This is a genomic window from Pantoea sp. F_5, assembly GCF_008631595.1.
GTDB classification, from domain to species: domain Bacteria; phylum Pseudomonadota; class Gammaproteobacteria; order Enterobacterales; family Enterobacteriaceae; genus Pantoea; species Pantoea gossypiicola.
The window spans coordinates 56,538-74,222 of sequence record NZ_VWUO01000012.1; the positions used below are offsets into that span (position 1 = coordinate 56,538).

Sequence of the window (17,685 nt, forward strand, 5' to 3'; positions counted from 1 at the left end):
CAGAAATGAAACGTAAGCCATTCTGGATGGGTTGGATCTGCTCTGTTTTACTGCTGGCCTGCAGCGCGCAGGCAAGTGCCAGCGGCTGGGATACCTTTAAAAGCCGTTTTCTGACCGCCGAAGGGCGGATCACGGACACCGCCAATAACAATGTCAGTCACACCGAAGGTCAGGGGTATGGCATGTTGCTGGCAGTGGCCAACAACGATCGCGCCACCTTTGATCGGCTGTGGCAGTGGACGCGTACTCAATTGCGTAATCCGCAGACCGATCTCTTCTACTGGCGCTATGTGCCGGGCAGTGATAATCCGGTGGCCGACAAAAATAACGCCTCGGATGGCGATGTGCTGCTGGCATGGGCGCTACAGCGTGCCGCACAGAAATGGCAGGTGGAGAGCTATCAGCAGGAGTCTGATCGCATTCAGCGCGCCATCATCAAGCTGGATGTCACCCGCTTTGGCGGTCATACCGTCCTGCTGCCGGGCGCGCAGGGTTTCAATAAAACCAGCTACGTGGTGCTGAATCCCTCGTACTTCCTGTTTCAGGCGTGGCGGGAGTTTGGCGAGCGCAGTCATCTGCAGGTCTGGGATAAGCTGATTAATGATGGTTTTGATCTGCTGGGTAAGCTGAGTTTTGGCAAAACCGGCCTGCCACTGGACTGGGTCGCGCTGAATGCGGATGGGTCGGTTGCGCCGGCTGTCGGCTATTCAAACCGCTTCAGCTACGATGCGATTCGCGTGCCGTTGAACATCTGGTGGTACGATCCGCACAGTCTGGCGCTGGTGCCGTTTCAGCGCGTCTGGCAGGGTTACAGTCGCATGCTGACCCCCGCCTGGTTTGATGTGCTGGCGAATGCACCCGCCCCTTATCACCTTGAGGGCGGTCTGCTGGCGGTACGTGATCTGACGCTGAATGAGACCGGCTATCTGAGTGATAAGCTGGCTTCCGATCAGAACTACTTCTCTGCCAGCCTGCAACTACTGACCTGGCAGGCGTTTCAGGAGAAGCGCTGATCAATCGCAGAACGGCGCTGGCCGCCGTTCTGCGGCTGATAACCCGGTGTGTCAGTCGCTGAGCCGCGCCTGACACACACTTCTGCTGTCCGGCGGTAATGCGTTACTGCGGGTAGGGCACCCAGTCGCCGCCGTTGAGCCTGATCCAGGGCTTGCCCTGATACATCACCACCACCGCACCGTCGTTTTCCGACACCACCGGCGTCTGCGGCAGCTTGTCGGTCAATACCGACATATTGACATTCGGCGCGTTAAATACCTGCCCATCCACCACCCGCGACACAATTTCTGAGATTGCCAGCAGGCTGGTCGGCGCATCAATATTGAGAGGCTGACCCTGATGCGGGGCTTTCATGCCGACAAATTTAATCCCCACCGGCACATGCGTAATGGCAGGGCTGGGAATATCCCGCAGGCCTGACATCTGCATCTTATCGCCCTGCAGTGCGGCACCATGCTCCGGCACTACCAGCACCATCACCCGGCGGCCCGACTTCTCCAGCTGAGTGAGGAAGGCGTCGATTTGATCAAACAGCAGCTGAGCGCGTGGCTTCCACGGGGCGGTCTGGGTGCTGCCCAGCTCACGGGTGCCGTCGTGCAGCGGGATCAGGTTGTAGAAGGTGGCGCTGCGGGCATCGCTGCTCTTGCTGCGATCGTCGAGCCAGCGCTGCATTAACTGAGCATCGTTAAGTACCGGCGAGCCGTCGAATGAGTTCAGCTCCGGGGCAATGCCCGCCTGCGACATCAGCGGTGCCTGAATATCGCCACCCTCGCGCAGTTCCTTGAGATAGTTACCGAACACGCCGCTGTGATCCATCATCAGCTGCTCTTTAAAGCCCAGCTTCGCCAGATTATCGAACAGGTAACAGCGTGAATCGGTGGGTTTGTAGAGTTCGCTGTGCGAAGTCTGACCGCAGCTGGCACGCAGCAGACGAATCCCCGCCGGTCCGCTGTAGCTGGTGGCGGAGTTATAGTTGGTCAGCATGATGTCGACGTGCTGCCACAGCGGATGATTACGCAGCTGGGCGGCATCCATGTCGGACCAGGCGAGTGAACAGATGTTGATCACCAGGATGTCGAAGGGCTGCGAATCGGCCGGCAGGCTGTCAGGGAAATGGGTGACGCGCTTGCGCTCACTCTCATAAAAACGGCTGAGCCAGGCGGTCAGGCTGGCGCTGGTGGGCGCGGCAGACTGATCGAGCCCATCCGGCACGGCAGCGGCCTGGCTGGCAGCAGCCGGTGTCTGATTCAGCACCACCTGCGGGGTCGTCGCGCGGGTCGGCAGCAGCGACATCGCCGGACCCGCAATGGTCAGCACGTTGAGCCAGATTAGCATCAGCGAAACCAGCACGGTGATGCGAACCCACTGCGAAATAAACAGATAGAGCACCAGCAGAACAAACAGAGCACCCACCATTTGCCAGTTGATAAAACGCTCAGCCAGATCGAGCAGGTAAGCACCCGAGAAGCCCGCCAGCTGATCGCCCTGGCTGAGAATGCTGCTGAGTCCCGGTAGCCAGGTGTCATGCCAGAACAGCGCGAAGCCAACAGGAATCGAGACCCAGTGGCGCAGGCGATGCAGGCGAACCGACGGCAGCGGGAAAAGCAGCCAGGCAAGAAACACTAAATTACTCAGGGCGTGAAAGTTGAGGTAGCCGTACCACAGCAGGGCGAATTTGACTAAAAAGTAGAAGTTCCAGCCGCCCAGTCCGCGCCAGCAGGACCACAAACGGGAAGAGTGGGCCGCAGCGGGTTGATCATTTTTCATTAATTTTTGCATCCGTTTTTGGAGATTGACGCTGCCAGTGGCCTTCAGACTTCAGCGCGCGAGCAGGCAAAAGACGATTCAGTAGGCCGTTCCAGCGACGCGGCAGCCACTGATGCCAGACCGGCTTTAAAATCAGCAAAATAACAACGACCAGCAGCGCAATCTGTACCCAATCCATCAGGTTCATCGGGATTCATTCTCCGGCAATAAAGTGATGGGCAGGGGGGCTGAGCGTTCCTGTGCTTCATGCCGGCGCTCAACGGCGACACGTATTGTCTCTGATACCGGCGTCAGATCCTGAACCGACATGGGCGTCAGTTTCTTAATATTGCTGACTTCCGCAAGGATCTGATTATCCTCGAACCAGACCATTCGATTTGCAAACAGCTCGTCGTGGGGCAATGAAAATATATATTTCAATGCCTTATCAAGATCGTTATAGCGGCAGGAGGAGAGAAACAGAATGACGCGATCTTCCAGAACCGTGACCAGGTCGCCAAAGCGGCGCGGCTTACAAAGTGTCAGGATCTGCTGCGGTTTAAGCTGTGGCACCGGCCGCAACGCCACCAGCAGACCCTTATCATTTTCCGGCAGTAAAGTATTACTGATCAACTGGCTGACTGACTGGCAGAAGGCGTCAAGCCGCAGGTAGCCTTTTTCATGCAGAGGCTGCAACGACGCGGTTAACGCCTCAAGACTGGCGGGAACACGGCGGTTGAACACCTGTCCCTGAACGCCTTCCAGCGTGGTCAGAAACCGCGACATTGGCGCGTTGGTCGGCACAATAACGTTTACCCCGCAGGCCAGCAGCAGACGTTCGTCGCTGTAACGCAGGCTGGCACCCATTTCGCGCACCACAATTTTCAGGCCGTTGCCGCGTCCGCGTCGCAGGCTGTGTACAAACTTCGCCAGTTCGTTGATAAGGTCGCTTCGGGTCAGGCTGAAAATAACCGTTGCGGCATTGGCCTGTTGAGCCCGTAACCAGACCTGCTCATTATCATCAAAGAGTTGCCACTGGCGTGAAAGTGGCGGTGCACCCTCAAGCACTCTTTTGTCTGCAAGATAATGCTGCTCGTCATTAAGGCTCAGCGGTTCCTGGTTTTCATTTAACGTTAAGAAACGATCCTCTTCACAGCCCAGGCGTATTGCGCGATCGGCCAGCAGGCGTTCAGCGGCATACCACCAGTTAATTCGATACTGCCAGCTATCCTGCTGAAAGCCCAAATGCGCCACGCCATCCAGCTGACGAAAATAACGCTGAAGATTATTACTCAGGTTTATTATGGTGGAGCCGGACGTCACGATTAACAGTGTGAGTTTTCTTTTATGCAGCGTGTGGCGCATACCCTTTATCCACCGCGTTAATTCGGCGTCATTGAGCTTATCCCATTGCGCTGCGCTGCTGTTAAATATCACCAGGCCATTTTTACTGCCGAGCGTGCGCAGAAAATCACTTTCAAGTTGCAACAGACTCCGTTTGCTTTTGGGAAGAGAAAACAGCGGGATACGGTCAGGACCGCCGACCGGGTCGGGCGTCAGTAAATCACGCGGCGGCTGATCAGCGCTGATCAGCGTGGCGGCCTGCTGATGTGAAATCACCTGTCGAATAAAAGTGCGGGCGTCATCCTGCCGTGCACAAGTGACCCAATAACAGCCAGGGGTTTGCAATGCCGTTAATTCAGGCTGAACATGCAACAGCCCTAGCGAAAAAGAATTTTTCATATTGAATTCGTTATTTTTCCAGTCCAGGCTAGCTTATTATAGACAGGCCAGGATGTAACCTGAGAAATTTAAACATTGCTGATGACAGGCTGGCTCACAATGTTCTGCAAATGCCGCGTTTCAGGGAATTTTTTCAACACCCTTTTTACGCGCACGCGTTCATTCTGAGTCTGACATTGTTTTATTTTTGGCGAAATGTAATGAAAAACCAGAATCTTTATACCCCTGTCGCCACTGCTGGCGATCGTCAGGATGATATTAGCGCTTTGCGTGACGCCTTTTCTTTGCACGCTTTTCGCTATGTCGACATTGCACGTGAAGAGCGCCTGAAAGAGATCGTGTCGCGCTGGCCGCTATTAGCGGAAACGCTCCCCAGCCAGCCTGAGCAACCGGACTGATGCCGCTGATAGCGCTTCAGGGCGTGCGGGGCGGCGTTGGCACAACCTCTCTTTGTGCCGGACTCGGCTGGGCACTCACGGCCCTCGGCGAGCGGGTGTTACTGATCGACGGCTCGCCGGTCAGTCAGCTCGGCGTGCATTTTAATCTGCCCGCTCAGCAGGAGAGTGGCTGGATGCAGGCGCTATGCGATGATGAGGCGTGGCAGCATGCCGCGCTTCGCTATCCCAATGGCCCTGATTTGCTTCCACATGGTGTGCTTTCTCATCAGCATGCGTTGACTATTGCCCACCAGAATGAGACGGTGGCCGCGCCGCTGCTCCAGGCATTGCCGGACCTGCAGGCGCGCTATCAGTGGATTATTTTCGATCTGCCCGCTGATCCCCTGCCATGGCACGACCTGCTCTATCCGGAACTGGACGGTGTACTGTGCGTCACTCAGCCAGACGCGAATTGTCATTTACGTCTGAACCAGCGCCATTTTCCGGCGCGTACACGCTTTATAATCAATCAGTTCAATGCCAACAGTCGTCTGCAGCAGGACCTCCATCAGCTCTGGATGGCTTCGCTGACAGAGCTGATACCGCTGCTGATCCACCGCGATGAGGCGCTGGCTGAATCGCTGATGATGAAGCAACCGGTTGGTGAATATCGGCCACATGCGTTAGTCAGCGAAGAGATCATCACGCTGGCAAATTGGTTGCTGCTCAATCTGGATGGGGTGAGGCCGTGAATCCGTTGCGCTGGCTGTTGACTGCCCCCGCCTGGCAATCGCTGCACAGCGGTTATACCACCGCACGTGGCAACGGCGCTTCCCGCTTCGCCAGTGCACTCCACCTGTTCTGGTCTGTTCTGGGGCTGATGTTGCTCCGTTTCGAAAGCCCGGCCTGGCAGCGTGTTATTCAGCAGCGTCGCCAACTTTATCCGCATATCTCACCAGAGCGTCCGCGTCCGCTGGATATTTTGCGTTATCTGATTCAGACGCTCTGGCTGATTGTGATCCGGCTACCGGTTGCGGGCGGGCGCGGCGGTGTTAATCGCCTGAGCGTGCTGACTGGCTGGCGGCACCATGGCTATCGCTGGCTGGATAATCTTGTCGCCCGCTCGCAAACCCAGCGCATTGATACGCGTCTTGAACAGCGGCTGAAGCGTCTGTCGCCACTGATGCGACGCAGCCTTTTCGTCGTCGTTGCCCTCTTTGCCACACTGCTGGCGCTGCTCTGTATCAGTCAGCCCTTTGGTCTGATGACCCAGTTTATATTTGTCGTACTGCTCTGGGGTCTGGCCATGCTGGTACGGCGCATACCGGGGCGTTTCCCCACGATGATGCTGATCGTGCTGTCGCTGACCGTGTCGTGCCGCTACCTCTGGTGGCGCTATACCTCGACGCTGAACTGGGACGATCCATTGAGCCTGATCTTTGGTCTGCTGCTGATTGCAGCAGAGACCTACGCCTGGGTGGTGCTGGTGCTGGGCTATTTCCAGACGCTCTGGCCGCTTAACCGCCAGCCGGTTTCTATGCCGGCTGACCGTACGCAGTGGCCATCGGTGGACCTGCTGGTGCCGACCTATAACGAACCGCTCAGCGTTGTCAGACCAACGCTCTATGCTGCGCTGGGCATCGACTGGCCGAAAGATCGCCTGACTATCTATCTGCTCGACGACGGCAACCGACCGGAATTCCGCGAGTTTGCCACCAGCATTGGCATTAACTATGTGGTGCGTCCCTCTAACGAACATGCCAAGGCGGGCAACATCAACCACGCGCTGAAAAAGTACTGCCGCAGCGACTTCGTCTCGATCTTTGACTGCGACCATGTGCCAACTCGCTCATTTTTACAGATGGCCATGGGCTGGTTTATCAAGGATCCCCGGCTGGCGATGCTGCAGACGCCGCATCACTTTTTTTCGCCCGATCCGTTTGAACGCAATCTCGGGCGGTTTCGCCGTACGCCGAATGAGGGCTCGCTGTTTTACGGGCTGGTGCAGGACGGTAATGATACCTGGGACGCCACCTTCTTCTGCGGCTCCTGCGCCATTCTGCGCCGTACCGCGCTGGAAGAGATTGGCGGTATTGCCGTAGAAACCGTGACTGAAGATGCTCATACCTCGCTGCGTCTGCATCGGCGTGGCTACACCTCAGCCTACATCCGCATTCCTCAGGCGGCCGGACTGGCCACCGAAAGCCTGTCAGCGCATATCGGACAGCGTATACGCTGGGCACGCGGCATGGTGCAGATTTTCCGCCTGGATAATCCGCTGTTTGGCAAAGGGCTGAAGTGGGTGCAGCGGCTCTGTTATGCCAACGCCATGCTGCACTTTCTGTCCGGCATTCCACGGCTGGTCTTCCTGCTGGCACCGCTGGCATTTTTACTCTGCCATGCCTACATCATCTACGCGCCTGCGCTGGCGATCGCGATTTACGTTTTACCTCACATGCTGCATACCAGCCTCACCAACTCGCGTATCCAGGGGCGCTGGCGTCACTCTTTCTGGAGCGAAGTCTACGAGACGGTGCTGGCCTGGTATATCGCCCGCCCGACCACTGTAGCGCTGTTCAATCCCCACAAAGGCAAGTTTAACGTTACCGCCAAAGGCGGACTGGTCGAGGAGCAGCACCTGGACTGGGTGATCACCAAGCCCTATATGCTGCTGGTGCTGCTCAATCTGGCGGGTGTGCTGATGGCGTTCTGGCGCATACAGCATGGTCCGGCAAACGAGATACTGACGGTATGCGTAAGCCTGATTTGGGTGATCTACAACATGATTATTCTCGGTGGCGCGGTAGCGGTGTCGGTTGAAGCACGACAGATCCGCGAGGCGCATCGGGTAGAGATTGCCATGCCCGCTGCCATCGCACGCGAGGATGGTCATATGCTGCCCTGTACGCTGCGTGACTACTCCGACGGCGGTGTAGGTCTGGAGATGCGCGAACCGGATGCACTGCGGGAAAATGAAAAAGTCTGGCTGCTGCTGCGTCGTGGACAGCAGGAGTTCAGTTTTCCGTGCCAGGTCCAGCGTGTTTTTGGCCGTCGGGCGGGTGTCCGTCTGCATCAGCTGACCACCCAGCAACATATTGATTTTATCCAGTGTACCTTCGCCCGTGCCGATACCTGGGCACTGTGGCAGGACGGTTTTCCGGAGGATAAGCCGGTGCAGAGTCTGGCCGACATCATGATCCTCGGCTTCAAAGGTTATCTGCGCCTGGCGGAATATGGCCCGCCGCAGTTACGTCGGTTGTTTAACCTGCTTACCGCTGGGGTAAGCTGGCTGGCTTCGCTGTTGCCGCAAGGCATTGGACGCGTGCCCGCTTCAAAAAATCTGCATTGAGTTGATGATATGACAACAACAGGAATAAACAGGTGGGTCGCTGCACTGCTGCTGGGCTCGGCAACGCTAAGCTGCGCTGTGGCGCAGGAGAGTGCGCCGATCATGGCCACTGGAGAAACGGCGGTGCAATCGTTGCCCCAGCAGCCTGCCGCGCCGCTGCGTAGCAGTCAGCTGAGCTTCGTTAAGCTGGCACCGCCGCCGGGCAGCATGACGCTGAGCGGAACCCGCCCCAGCGGGCAGATCGAGTTCGGGGTGCGCAGTGATGAGGTGGTGACACGTGCGCTGCTTAATCTCAGCTACCGGCCTTCGCCTGCGCTGCTGCCCACGCTGTCGCAGCTGAAAGTCTATCTCAACGATGAGCTGGTGAGCCTGATCACCCTGACGCCGGAACAGCCTGGCAAACAGAATCAGATGCAGCTGGCAATCGATCCCCGTTTTATCACCGACTTCAACCGCGTGCGCTTTGAGCTGGTCGGACACTACGCCAACATCTGTGAAAATCCGGCCAACAGCACCATCTGGCTCGATATCGGCAAAGAGAGCGGTCTGGATCTGACGCTACAAAAACTGCCGCTGAAAAACGACCTGTCTCATTTCCCGGAGCCCTTTCTTGATACGCGCGACACGCGGCCGCTGACCCTGCCGATGGTGTTTGCTGCCCGGCCAGACGTTAACCAGCAGCGTGCCGCTGCGATCCTGGCCTCCTGGTTCGGCAGCAAAGCCGCCTGGCGCGGACAGCATTTTCCTGTGCTCTACAATCAGCTGCCGCAACAGCAGCATGCGGTAGTGTTTGCCACCAACGATGCACGCCCGGATTTCCTGAAAAATTTGCCGCCGGTGATGAAGCCGACCGTGACGATGGTAAGCCAGCCTGACAGCCCCTATGAAAAAATGCTGCTAATCCTGGGACGCAACGACGACGATCTGCTGACGGCGGTGCAGGGGATTGCGCAGGGCGAGCTGCTGTTACGCGGCGACAGCGCGACCATCGACCGCGTCACACTGCTGGCACCGCGTCAGCCCTATGATGCGCCAAACTGGGTGCGGACCGATCGCCGCACCACTTTTGCAGAGCTGACGCAGTATGAAAACCAGTTACAGTCTGACGGACTGCAGCCCAACCCGATCAGTCTGACGCTGAACCTGCCGCCCGATCTCTTCCTGGTGCGCGCGCGCGGTATCGATATGGATCTGAGCTATCGCTACACCTCGCCTGTTCACCCGGATGGCTCACGACTGGCCGTTAACCTGAATAATCAGTTTATTCAGGACTACCCGCTGGTGCCGAAAAACACTGCCGGGCAGCAACTGCTGCATATTCCGCTGATTCAGGGAATGATGGACAAGAATCATGAGCTGCTGATCCCGGCGCTGCGGCTGGGCGTGGTTAACCAGCTGCGCTTTGATTTTGACTATGCCAATACTTTTATGGGGGGCACCGCCGACGGGCGTTGTGAAACCGTGACGCCGGTAGGACATCATGTGGTGGTGGACGACAATTCCAGCATCGACTTCTCTGGCTATCGCCACTACATCGAAATGCCCTCATTGCAGAGCTGGGCGAATGCGGGCTTCCCGTTCAGTCGCTACGCCGATCTGGCCCAGACGCTGGTGCTGGTCCAGCCGAACCCTGATGCACAGCAGGTGAGTACACTGCTGAATGCGCTGGGCAATATGGGCGCGCAAACCGGCTATCCGGCGCTGCGCGTACAGCTTACCAATGACTGGGGTACGGCGAAAAAGCAGGATGCGGATCTGCTGATGATCGGCGATATTCCTAAAGATCTTCAGGATGACCGTCGGATCACGGCGCTGGTCGACGCCACCGCCAGCTGGCTGAAAACCCCGGCGCGCAAGGTTTCTCAGCCTGTTCAGCCGCTGAGTGAGGCTGAAAGAGCAGCGGAAAGTACCACAGCCATTGGTTCACGCGGCCCGCTGGCGACCGTGATCGGTTTCCAGTCGCCGTTTTACGATCAGCGCAGTGTAGTGGCACTGCTCGCCGATGGCAGTCCGCGTAGCTGGCAGTTGCTTGATGAGGCGCTGGCTGACAGCGGCAAACGCCAGGCGATCTCAGGCTCCACGGCGATTATCCGTGAGTCGGGCGTCAACAGCCTGCGCGTTGGAGAGACCTACTTTGTCGGCCATCTGCCGTGGTGGGAACGTCTCTGGTCACTGCTCTCTTCACATCCCTTCTGGCTGGCACTCTGTGCGTTCTTAGTGGTGGTGCTGTTCGCGCTGATGACATGGCGTCTGATGCGAATTATTACCCGTCGTCGTTTACTGGATGAAGATGAATAACGCTCAGTTATTGCGGACAGGCATGCTGCTCGGCGCGCTAAGTGCGCTGCCGGGAATGGCCGCGTCCGCTGACCGATCGGAAGTCTCGCCGGTCGACTGGCTGCTGACCCAGGTCCGTACCGGCGAGTCGACCAACACATACGATTTGGTACAGCAATCGCTTTATCGGCTGGAGAAAATCGATCCTGATAATCCCCAGGTGCTGGCGGCACGTCTGCGGCTGGCGCTGCATCAGGGCGATATCGCCAGCGCGCAATTGCTGCTGGATCAACTGAAAAAGGTTGCACCTGATTCGGCAGAAACGCGCGAATCCGCTGTCGGCCTGGCGCTGACCTCATCCGATGGACGACAGCAACTGCAGCAGGCACGTCTGCTTGCCACCTCGGGACGACTGACCGAGGCGAAAAGCGCTTATGATGCGCTGTTTAATGGCGTCTTCCCCGATCCCAATACCGCCCTGGAGTACTGGCGGCTGCTGGCGCGCCTTCCCGGTCAGGAGGGGATGGCTTATCAGCAGCTTCAGGCACTGGAACAGCGCTATCCGGGCAATATCGGGGTTGAGCTACAAATTGCGCGTATGGCGTTTAATCAGCAGCAGCCAGAAAAGGCGATAGCGCAGCTGAAAAAGCTGGCAAACAGCAATGGCGGGCGTGCCGCTGCTGCCGACCTCTGGCTGCAGCAGATCACCGATCAGCCGATCAGCGACAGCAGCGTGGCACAGCTTAAAGCTTATCTGGCCGTTTTCACTGAGGGCGATGCGCACCAGCAGGGCGCAGAGGCGCTCGCGAAGCAGCAGACGACGCTGGCCGATCCCGCTTATCGGGAACGGATGAGGGCGCTGGCGCTGGTTGACGCAGGCGACGTGAATAACGCGATGACGACCCTTAACCGGGCGCTGAAAGCGAATCCCGACGATGCCGAATTAATGGGCGCAATGGGACAAACTCAGGCCCGCGCAGGTCATCGTGATGCCGCCACTCTCTGGCTGGAACGCGCCATTAAAGCGGGTCAGCAGAGCACGCTGATCGGCAAATGGCAGTCACTATTGCAGAGCAATCGCTACTGGCTGGCGATTGAGCAGGGCGATAAAGCGCTGGCACAGCACGATATCGACGCTGCCGAAAAGCACTATCGCGCGGCGCAAACGTATGACAGCAGCGACAGCTATGCCCTGATTGGCCTGGGTGATGTGGCGATGGCGCGCAAAGAGACGGCGGCGGCTGAACAGTTCTGGCAGCGCGCGCGACGGCTGGATGGCACCAATATTACCGCAGTGCGTCGGCTGGCGGGGCTGTATCAGACGGTGTCGCCCGCTCGCGAAATGGAATTTATTAATACCTTGCCCGCTGCACAGCAGCGCGCACTGGCCGATACAATCCGGACGCTGCGCAGCGACAGCCTGCGTGCGGAAGCGGATGCCCTGGCGCAGCAGGCGCGCTGGTCGCAGGCCGCAGAGAAATATCGCCAGGCGCGCGAGCTGTCACCGGATGACGTCTGGCTCAGTTACCGGCTGGCGGGGGCACTGCGTAACAGCGGAACCGGACAGCAGGCGGATGCGGTAATGCGCGCACTGCCGCAGCAGCATCCTCAGGACGCCACCGCGCTGTATGCGACCGCACTCTGGTTCTCAGGCAATGATAACAACAGCGAGGCGATGGCCACGCTGCATCGGCTGCCCGACGCGCAGTGGAGCAGCGATATGCGCGAGCTGGCTGACCGCCTGAAGCAGGATCAGATCTTTGCCCAGGCTGAGGCGCTGCGCGCCGCCGGGCAGGAGCAGGCAGCGGTGACGCTGCTTCGGCAGCAGCCGGTTTCTACCCGGCGCGACCTGATGCTGGCCGACTGGGCGCTGGAACGCGGTGAAGCGCAGCAGGCGCTGGCGGATTATCAGCTTGTGCTGTCGCGCCAGCCGGATAACGGCGATGCGGCGCTGGGACGGATCGAAGCGCTGGTTGCCCTGCAGCGCACCCGCGAAGCTCGCCAGGCCCTGATGCTACAGCCGCCGGTGCAGGCCAGTGTCAATGCGGATCGCCGTGCTGCGCTGGCGTGGCAGGCGGTGGGTGAAACCACGCGGGCTGCCGCGCAGTTTACCGATCTGAAACAGCGCGCTGCCGTGCTGCCGCCTTCGCAGGACAAGGCGCTGGTGTTTCGTGATGCGGCACGGCTGGAGGGGGCGCAGCAGCAGCCTGAACAGGCGCTGGCAGACTATCGTCAGGCGATGACGGCCAGCGGTATCGATAGCCGTGGCAATATCAGCCGGGCAACCCGCAACAATCCCCAGGATGACTGGCTGAAGCGCAGCCTGCGCAGCGACACGGCCGATCTTTACCGTCAGCAGCAGACCACGCTGACGGTGCAGCAGGACTATTCACGCAACAGCGGTACTGGCGGAATCTCCGATTTTACGGCGCACACCACCATGCTGCAGGCGGAACATCCGTTTGCCGATGGCCGGGGCTTTGTCCGTCTTGATCGGGTGGATGTCTCCGCAGGCACCTTTTCCACCCAAAACGGCAGCATCGACGCCCTGTTTGGCAGCTGTGACGACGCCAGTTCGGGCGGCTGCAGTCGCCAGACCCGCCAGCGCGATGAGGGCACGGCGCTGGCCGCGGGCTGGCATAACGCGACCTGGTCGGCTGACCTCGGTACCACGCCGCTGGGTTTTGAAGTCACTAACTGGACCGGCGGCCTGAGCTGGAAAACCGATGTGAAACAGCTCGGCGTCACACTCACTGCCTCACGCAGGCCGATAGCCAGTTCGCTGCTCTCCTATGCCGGGACGCGCGATCCTGCAGCCAACGGGGGCAAAAGCTGGGGTGGCGTGGTGGCCACGGGCGGCAGCATCGGGCTGAGTTACGATCAGGGCGGCGCGCATGGCGTCTGGGGCGACATCAGCGCACATCAGATCACCGGTAAAAATGTCGCCGATAACAGCCGTGAACGACTGATGGGCGGCTATTACTATAAGCTCATCAACAGCGACAACCGCCGTGCGACCGTCGGGCTTAACAGCATGCTCTGGCACTATCAGAAGGATCTCAGCGATTACACCTTCGGCCAGGGCGGTTACTACAGTCCGCAGCAGTATCTCTCCTTTTCTGTGCCGGTGACCTGGCGGCAGCGGACAGAGAACTGGTCGTTTGATCTGGGCGGCTCCGTCTCCTGGTCACATTCGAAAACCAGTGCGCAGCAGCGCTATCCGGTTAATCCGGGCTATACCCTTGCCAGTAATCCGTCTTCTGCCAGCAGTTCCGGCGGCGGTACGGGCTATACGCTGCAGGCAGTGATTGAGCGACGGCTGACGTCGAGCTGGTTTATTGGGGCGGGTGTCGATATTCAGCAGGCGAAGGATTACACCCCGAGTCATGGTTTGCTCTATGTGCGCTATGCTGCCGGCGGCTGGGAAGGCGATCTCGATATGCCGCCACAGCCGCTGATCCCTTACGCAGATTTTAAATAACACGGAACGGGAAAAAGCAGGACTTTTCAGACGGTAAAAAAGTCAGTTTATGGGATATACTGGCGGGCATTGTCCTGTCTGCTATCTGGGCTTTTTTCATCGTCGGGAGAGAATTTTTTGCGCGTAAGCCGATCACTTACGATAAAGCAGATGGCGACAGTTTCGCTGGTTGCGGTTATCACCATCAGTATCTTTATCGTCATCCAACTGTTTCATTTTGTGCAGCAGCGCAGGATTGACTACGCCCAGCAGATGGAAAATATCGCGCACACCGTCCGCCAGCCGCTGTCGGAAGCAGTGCTGCGCGCCGATATTTCTCAGGCCGAACGCATTCTTCATTCACTGAAGCCTGCCGGTATTTTATCGCGCGCCGACGTGGTGCTGCCTAATGCGTTCCAGGCCCTGCACGCCGATTTCGAGACGGAAAAACCGGTGCCGCTTCTGGTGGCCCGTCTGTTTGAGCTGCCGGTGCAGATTACCCTGCCGCTCTATTCGGTCGAAAATACCGGGATGCCGAAGCCGCTGGCCTATCTGGTGTTGCAGGCTAACTCGACGCGCGTCTACCAGTTTATCCTCAGTACCCTCTCAACCATGATCATCACCTATCTGCTGCTGGCGCTGATCCTCTCCGTGGCGATCAGCTGGTGCATCAACCGGCTGGTGGTGCATCCGCTGCGCAATCTCTCACGCGAGCTGCAGGAGCTGCCACCGCAGTCGATTCTGACGCATAAACTGACCCTGCCGCAGAGCCACCGCGATGACGAAATCGGCATGCTGATCCGCAGCTATAACCGTAATCAGCAGGTGCTGGAGTCGATTCATGACGAGATGAGCCGGCTGACGACCCATTTTGCCGTCACCGATCTGCCTAACCGTACGCTGTTTCTGGCGCTGGTCGAACAGTTCATGTGCAACCCTGAACAGTCATTGGGTCTGATGGTGATCCGCATTGAAACGCTGCAGGAAGCCAATGGCGTCCTGAGCGATGAGCAGCGCGATACGCTGATGCTGACGCTGGTGGAGAAAATCCGGCATACGCTGGATGACCATACCCTGCTGGCGCAGACCGGTGTCAGCGACTTCGTGCTGTTAATGAAGCGTGCCAGTAATCCGTTCCGTGCGCTGCGCCTGGCGCGTAACCTGATGATTCGCCTGAATCAGCCGGTCAACCTGCATCAGCTGCAGCTGCGTCCTAACGTCAGTATCGGTCTGGCGCTGCGCGACGATAAGCCGCTGAACGCGAATGAGCTGCTTGACCGCGCGACCTCGGCGATGATGTCGGCTCGCCATCAGGGCAAAAACCAGATCCTGTTCTTTGACGCCGCGCTGACCGAGCGCGCCCAGAAGCGTCTGACACAGGAGCATGACATTCTGCAGGGGCTGCACGATGAGCAGTTCGCCCTCTACCTGCAACCCCAGGTGGATATGCGCACCGGTAGGTTAACGGGTGCAGAAGCGCTGCTGCGTATGCGCCAGCCTGATGGCAGTTACGGTCTGACCGAAGAGTTTATTGCCAGTGCCGAAGAGATTGGCGTGATTAGCGCGATTGGCCGCTGGGTGTTTGAAGAGGCGTGCCGCATTCTGGCTGGCTGGCAGCGACAGGGCATGATGCTGCCGCTGAGTGTGAATATTTCCGCTGTGCAACTGCGGGATACCGGCGTGGTTTCTCATCTGCAATCTTTGCTGGCGCGCCACCGCATTGCGCCAGGCACCCTGGTGCTGGAAGTGACAGAAACGGCTCAGCTTGACGATGCGGAACAGGCGATGTCGATGCTGCGACTGTTGCAGCAGACCGGCGTGGCGGTGGCGCTGGATGATTTCGGCATGGGCTATTCCAACCTGAACTATCTCCATCAGCTGAAAGCGTTGCCGGTTAACAAACTGAAGATGGATCGCAGCTTTGTGGCGGCACTGCCGCATGACGACACCATGGTCCGCATCGTGGCGGCCATCGCCGAGATTATCCATCTGGAGGTGATTGCCGAAGGGGTGGAAACGGCGGAGCAGCGCGACTGGCTGCTGGCACGCGGTATCGCTATCGGTCAGGGCTATCTCTATGCGGAAGCGCTGCCGGTGAGCCGCTTCAACCAGACCTGGATCGAAAACTCCTCACTGCCGCAATAATTGCCTGATTCATTGATTTTGCGAGAATTTTAGTTACAAAACCCCTTGCTGAAGCGTTTCAGTTCAGAATTACGATCCCAGGGTTTCCTGGGCGTTTGTCACCCTGTATTAATCACGTAAACAGAGTGTTATTTTCGGGTTACTGTCAGGCGTCACCTCTGTTGCCCGCCAGTCACAATAACGAATCCGACAACATCACCTCACGGCGTTAGTGGACACCTGTTTATGAAAACCTCACTTTTTAAAAGCCTTTATTTCCAGGTGCTGATGGCGATTGGCATCGGCGTTTTGTTAGGCCATTTTTACCCAGAAATAGGGACCCAGATGAAGCCGCTGGGAGATGGCTTTGTTAAGTTAATCAAGATGATTATCGCCCCGGTGATTTTTTGTACCGTGGTGACCGGCATTGCAGGCATGGAAAGCATGAAAGCGGTGGGACGGACCGGCGCAGTTGCCCTGCTCTATTTTGAAATTGTCAGCACCATCGCGCTGATTATCGGCCTGATCGTGGTGAACGTCGTGCAGCCAGGTGCCGGGATGAACGTTGATCCTGCCACGCTGGATGCTAAAGCCGTGGCGATGTACGCCCAGCAGGCAGAACAGCAGGGCATCGTTCCCTTCCTGCTGGATATTATTCCTAACAGCGTGATTGGCGCTTTTGCCAGCGGCAATATTCTGCAGGTATTGCTGTTCGCCATTCTGTTTGGTTTTGCTCTGCATCGTCTGGGTAACACCGGCACGCTGATTTTCAACGTGATTGAAAATTTCTCAAAAGTCATTTTCGGCATCATCAACATGATCATGCGTCTGGCACCGATAGGAGCATTTGGTGCAATGGCGTTCACTATCGGTAAATATGGCGTGGGATCACTGGTGCAGCTCGGCCAGTTGATCATCTGCTTCTACATCACCTGTATTCTGTTTGTGGTGATCGTGCTGGGGCTGATTGCGCGTCTGTTTGCCGGATTCAGCATCTTTAAGTTTATTGCCTACATCAAAGAAGAGCTGCTGATTGTGCTGGGTACATCCTCTTCCGAGTCTGCACTGCCACGCATGCTGGATAAGATGGAGAAACTGGGCTGTAAGAAATCAGTGGTCGGGCTGGTGATCCCCACCGGTTACTCCTTTAACCTCGACGGCACCTCGATTTACCTGACCATGGCGGCGGTGTTTATCGCTCAGGCGACCAATGCGCACATGGATATCGTCCATCAGATTACGCTGCTGGTGGTGCTGCTGCTCTCCTCGAAAGGCGCAGCGGGGGTAACCGGAAGCGGATTTATCGTACTGGCGGCGACGCTCTCTGCGGTAGGCCATCTGCCAGTGGCAGGTCTGGCGCTGATACTCGGTATTGACCGCTTTATGTCCGAAGCGCGTGCGCTGACTAACCTGATCGGTAACGGTGTGGCGACCGTGGTGGTGGCGAAGTGGGTCGATCAGCTGGATCGTAAGCAGTTGAACGACACGCTGGCAGGCCGTAATAAGGAGAATAAAGCGTCTGAATCTTCAATTTAATCATTGAATTTCACTTAAATCCCCACAAATGCCCGCTGTCGCTTGCCCTGACAGCGGGC

11 protein-coding genes are annotated in these 17,685 nt (G+C 57.8%); 8 read left to right on the forward strand and 3 right to left on the reverse strand.

Annotated elements, in window-relative coordinates:
• The first annotated feature begins 5 nt into the window (after nucleotides 1-5).
• Nucleotides 6-1,013 (forward strand): glycosyl hydrolase family 8, encoded by a 1,008-nt coding sequence (locus F3I44_RS16345; RefSeq protein WP_150013323.1) that lies wholly within the window; start codon nucleotides 6-8, stop codon nucleotides 1,011-1,013.
• Between the two features lie 103 nt (nucleotides 1,014-1,116).
• On the opposite strand, the gene bcsG is transcribed toward F3I44_RS16345, so the two are convergent.
• Genes bcsG through bcsE form a run of 3 tightly spaced genes read right to left on the reverse strand, consistent with a single transcriptional unit; the run spans nucleotide 1,117 to nucleotide 4,503 of the window.
• Entirely contained in the window at nucleotides 1,117-2,781 is a 1,665-nt protein-coding gene (gene bcsG, locus F3I44_RS16350; RefSeq protein ID WP_150013321.1) for a cellulose biosynthesis protein BcsG, read from the reverse strand.
• Complete coding sequence (bcsF, locus tag F3I44_RS16355; RefSeq protein ID WP_098051885.1) at nucleotides 2,771-2,968, reverse strand: cellulose biosynthesis protein BcsF; 198 nt, start codon at nucleotides 2,966-2,968, stop codon at nucleotides 2,771-2,773. Before bcsF ends, bcsG begins: the two co-directional genes overlap by 11 nt.
• Nucleotides 2,965-4,503 carry a cellulose biosynthesis protein BcsE gene (gene bcsE, locus F3I44_RS16360; protein ID WP_150013319.1) on the reverse strand — a complete coding sequence of 513 codons (1,539 nt, stop codon included), beginning with the start codon at nucleotides 4,501-4,503 and terminating at the stop codon, nucleotides 2,965-2,967. The genes bcsF and bcsE overlap by 4 nt, the downstream gene beginning before the upstream one ends.
• Nucleotides 4,504-4,703: 200 nt before the next feature.
• On the opposite strand from bcsE, the gene bcsR reads away from it, so the two are divergent.
• The 7 genes from bcsR (at nucleotide 4,704) to F3I44_RS16395 (ending at nucleotide 17,626) form a co-directional block, all read left to right on the forward strand.
• Nucleotides 4,704-4,901, forward strand: a complete 198-nt coding sequence (gene bcsR / locus F3I44_RS16365; RefSeq protein WP_150013317.1) for a cellulose biosynthesis protein BcsR — start codon at nucleotides 4,704-4,706, stop codon at nucleotides 4,899-4,901.
• Nucleotides 4,901-5,632 (forward strand): cellulose biosynthesis protein BcsQ, encoded by a 732-nt coding sequence (gene bcsQ, locus F3I44_RS16370; RefSeq protein ID WP_150013315.1) that lies wholly within the window; start codon nucleotides 4,901-4,903, stop codon nucleotides 5,630-5,632. Before bcsR ends, bcsQ begins: the two co-directional genes overlap by 1 nt.
• On the forward strand, nucleotides 5,629-8,229 hold the full coding sequence (bcsA, locus tag F3I44_RS16375; RefSeq protein ID WP_150013313.1) for a UDP-forming cellulose synthase catalytic subunit: 2,601 nt from the start codon (nucleotides 5,629-5,631) through the stop codon (nucleotides 8,227-8,229). The genes bcsQ and bcsA overlap by 4 nt, the downstream gene beginning before the upstream one ends.
• A gap of 9 nt (nucleotides 8,230-8,238) precedes the next feature.
• The gene (gene bcsB / locus F3I44_RS16380; protein ID WP_150013311.1) at nucleotides 8,239-10,527 is read left to right on the forward strand and encodes a cellulose biosynthesis cyclic di-GMP-binding regulatory protein BcsB; all 2,289 of its coding nucleotides are present in this window, start codon (nucleotides 8,239-8,241) and stop codon (nucleotides 10,525-10,527) included.
• A complete protein-coding gene (bcsC, locus tag F3I44_RS16385; RefSeq protein ID WP_150013309.1) occupies nucleotides 10,520-13,987 on the forward strand; it encodes a cellulose synthase complex outer membrane protein BcsC in 3,468 nt (1,155 codons plus the stop codon). The genes bcsB and bcsC overlap by 8 nt, the downstream gene beginning before the upstream one ends.
• 117 nt (nucleotides 13,988-14,104) lie before the next feature.
• On the forward strand, nucleotides 14,105-16,111 hold the full coding sequence (gene hmsP, locus F3I44_RS16390) for a biofilm formation regulator HmsP (protein WP_150013307.1): 2,007 nt from the start codon (nucleotides 14,105-14,107) through the stop codon (nucleotides 16,109-16,111).
• A 225-nt stretch (nucleotides 16,112-16,336) separates the two neighbouring features.
• Nucleotides 16,337-17,626, forward strand: coding sequence for a dicarboxylate/amino acid:cation symporter (locus F3I44_RS16395; RefSeq protein WP_150013305.1), 1,290 nt, complete (start codon nucleotides 16,337-16,339; stop codon nucleotides 17,624-17,626).
• Nucleotides 17,627-17,685 lie beyond the last annotated feature (59 nt).

Excerpts from the sequence above, each read along its gene's own strand:
- bcsB (WP_150013311.1), top strand. The coding sequence starts at position 8,239 with ATGACAACAACAGGAATAAACAGGTGGGTCGCTGCACTGCTGCTGGGC.
- bcsC (WP_150013309.1), top strand. The coding sequence starts at position 10,520 with ATGAATAACGCTCAGTTATTGCGGACAGGCATGCTGCTCGGCGCGCTA.
- F3I44_RS16345 (WP_150013323.1), top strand. The coding sequence starts at position 6 with ATGAAACGTAAGCCATTCTGGATGGGTTGGATCTGCTCTGTTTTACTG.
- F3I44_RS16395 (WP_150013305.1), top strand. The coding sequence starts at position 16,337 with ATGAAAACCTCACTTTTTAAAAGCCTTTATTTCCAGGTGCTGATGGCG.
- bcsE (WP_150013319.1), bottom strand. The coding sequence starts at position 4,503 with ATGAAAAATTCTTTTTCGCTAGGGCTGTTGCATGTTCAGCCTGAATTA.
- bcsR (WP_150013317.1), top strand. The coding sequence starts at position 4,704 with ATGAAAAACCAGAATCTTTATACCCCTGTCGCCACTGCTGGCGATCGT.
- bcsG (WP_150013321.1), bottom strand. The coding sequence starts at position 2,781 with ATGAAAAATGATCAACCCGCTGCGGCCCACTCTTCCCGTTTGTGGTCC.
- bcsF (WP_098051885.1), bottom strand. The coding sequence starts at position 2,968 with ATGAACCTGATGGATTGGGTACAGATTGCGCTGCTGGTCGTTGTTATT.
- bcsQ (WP_150013315.1), top strand. The coding sequence starts at position 4,901 with ATGCCGCTGATAGCGCTTCAGGGCGTGCGGGGCGGCGTTGGCACAACC.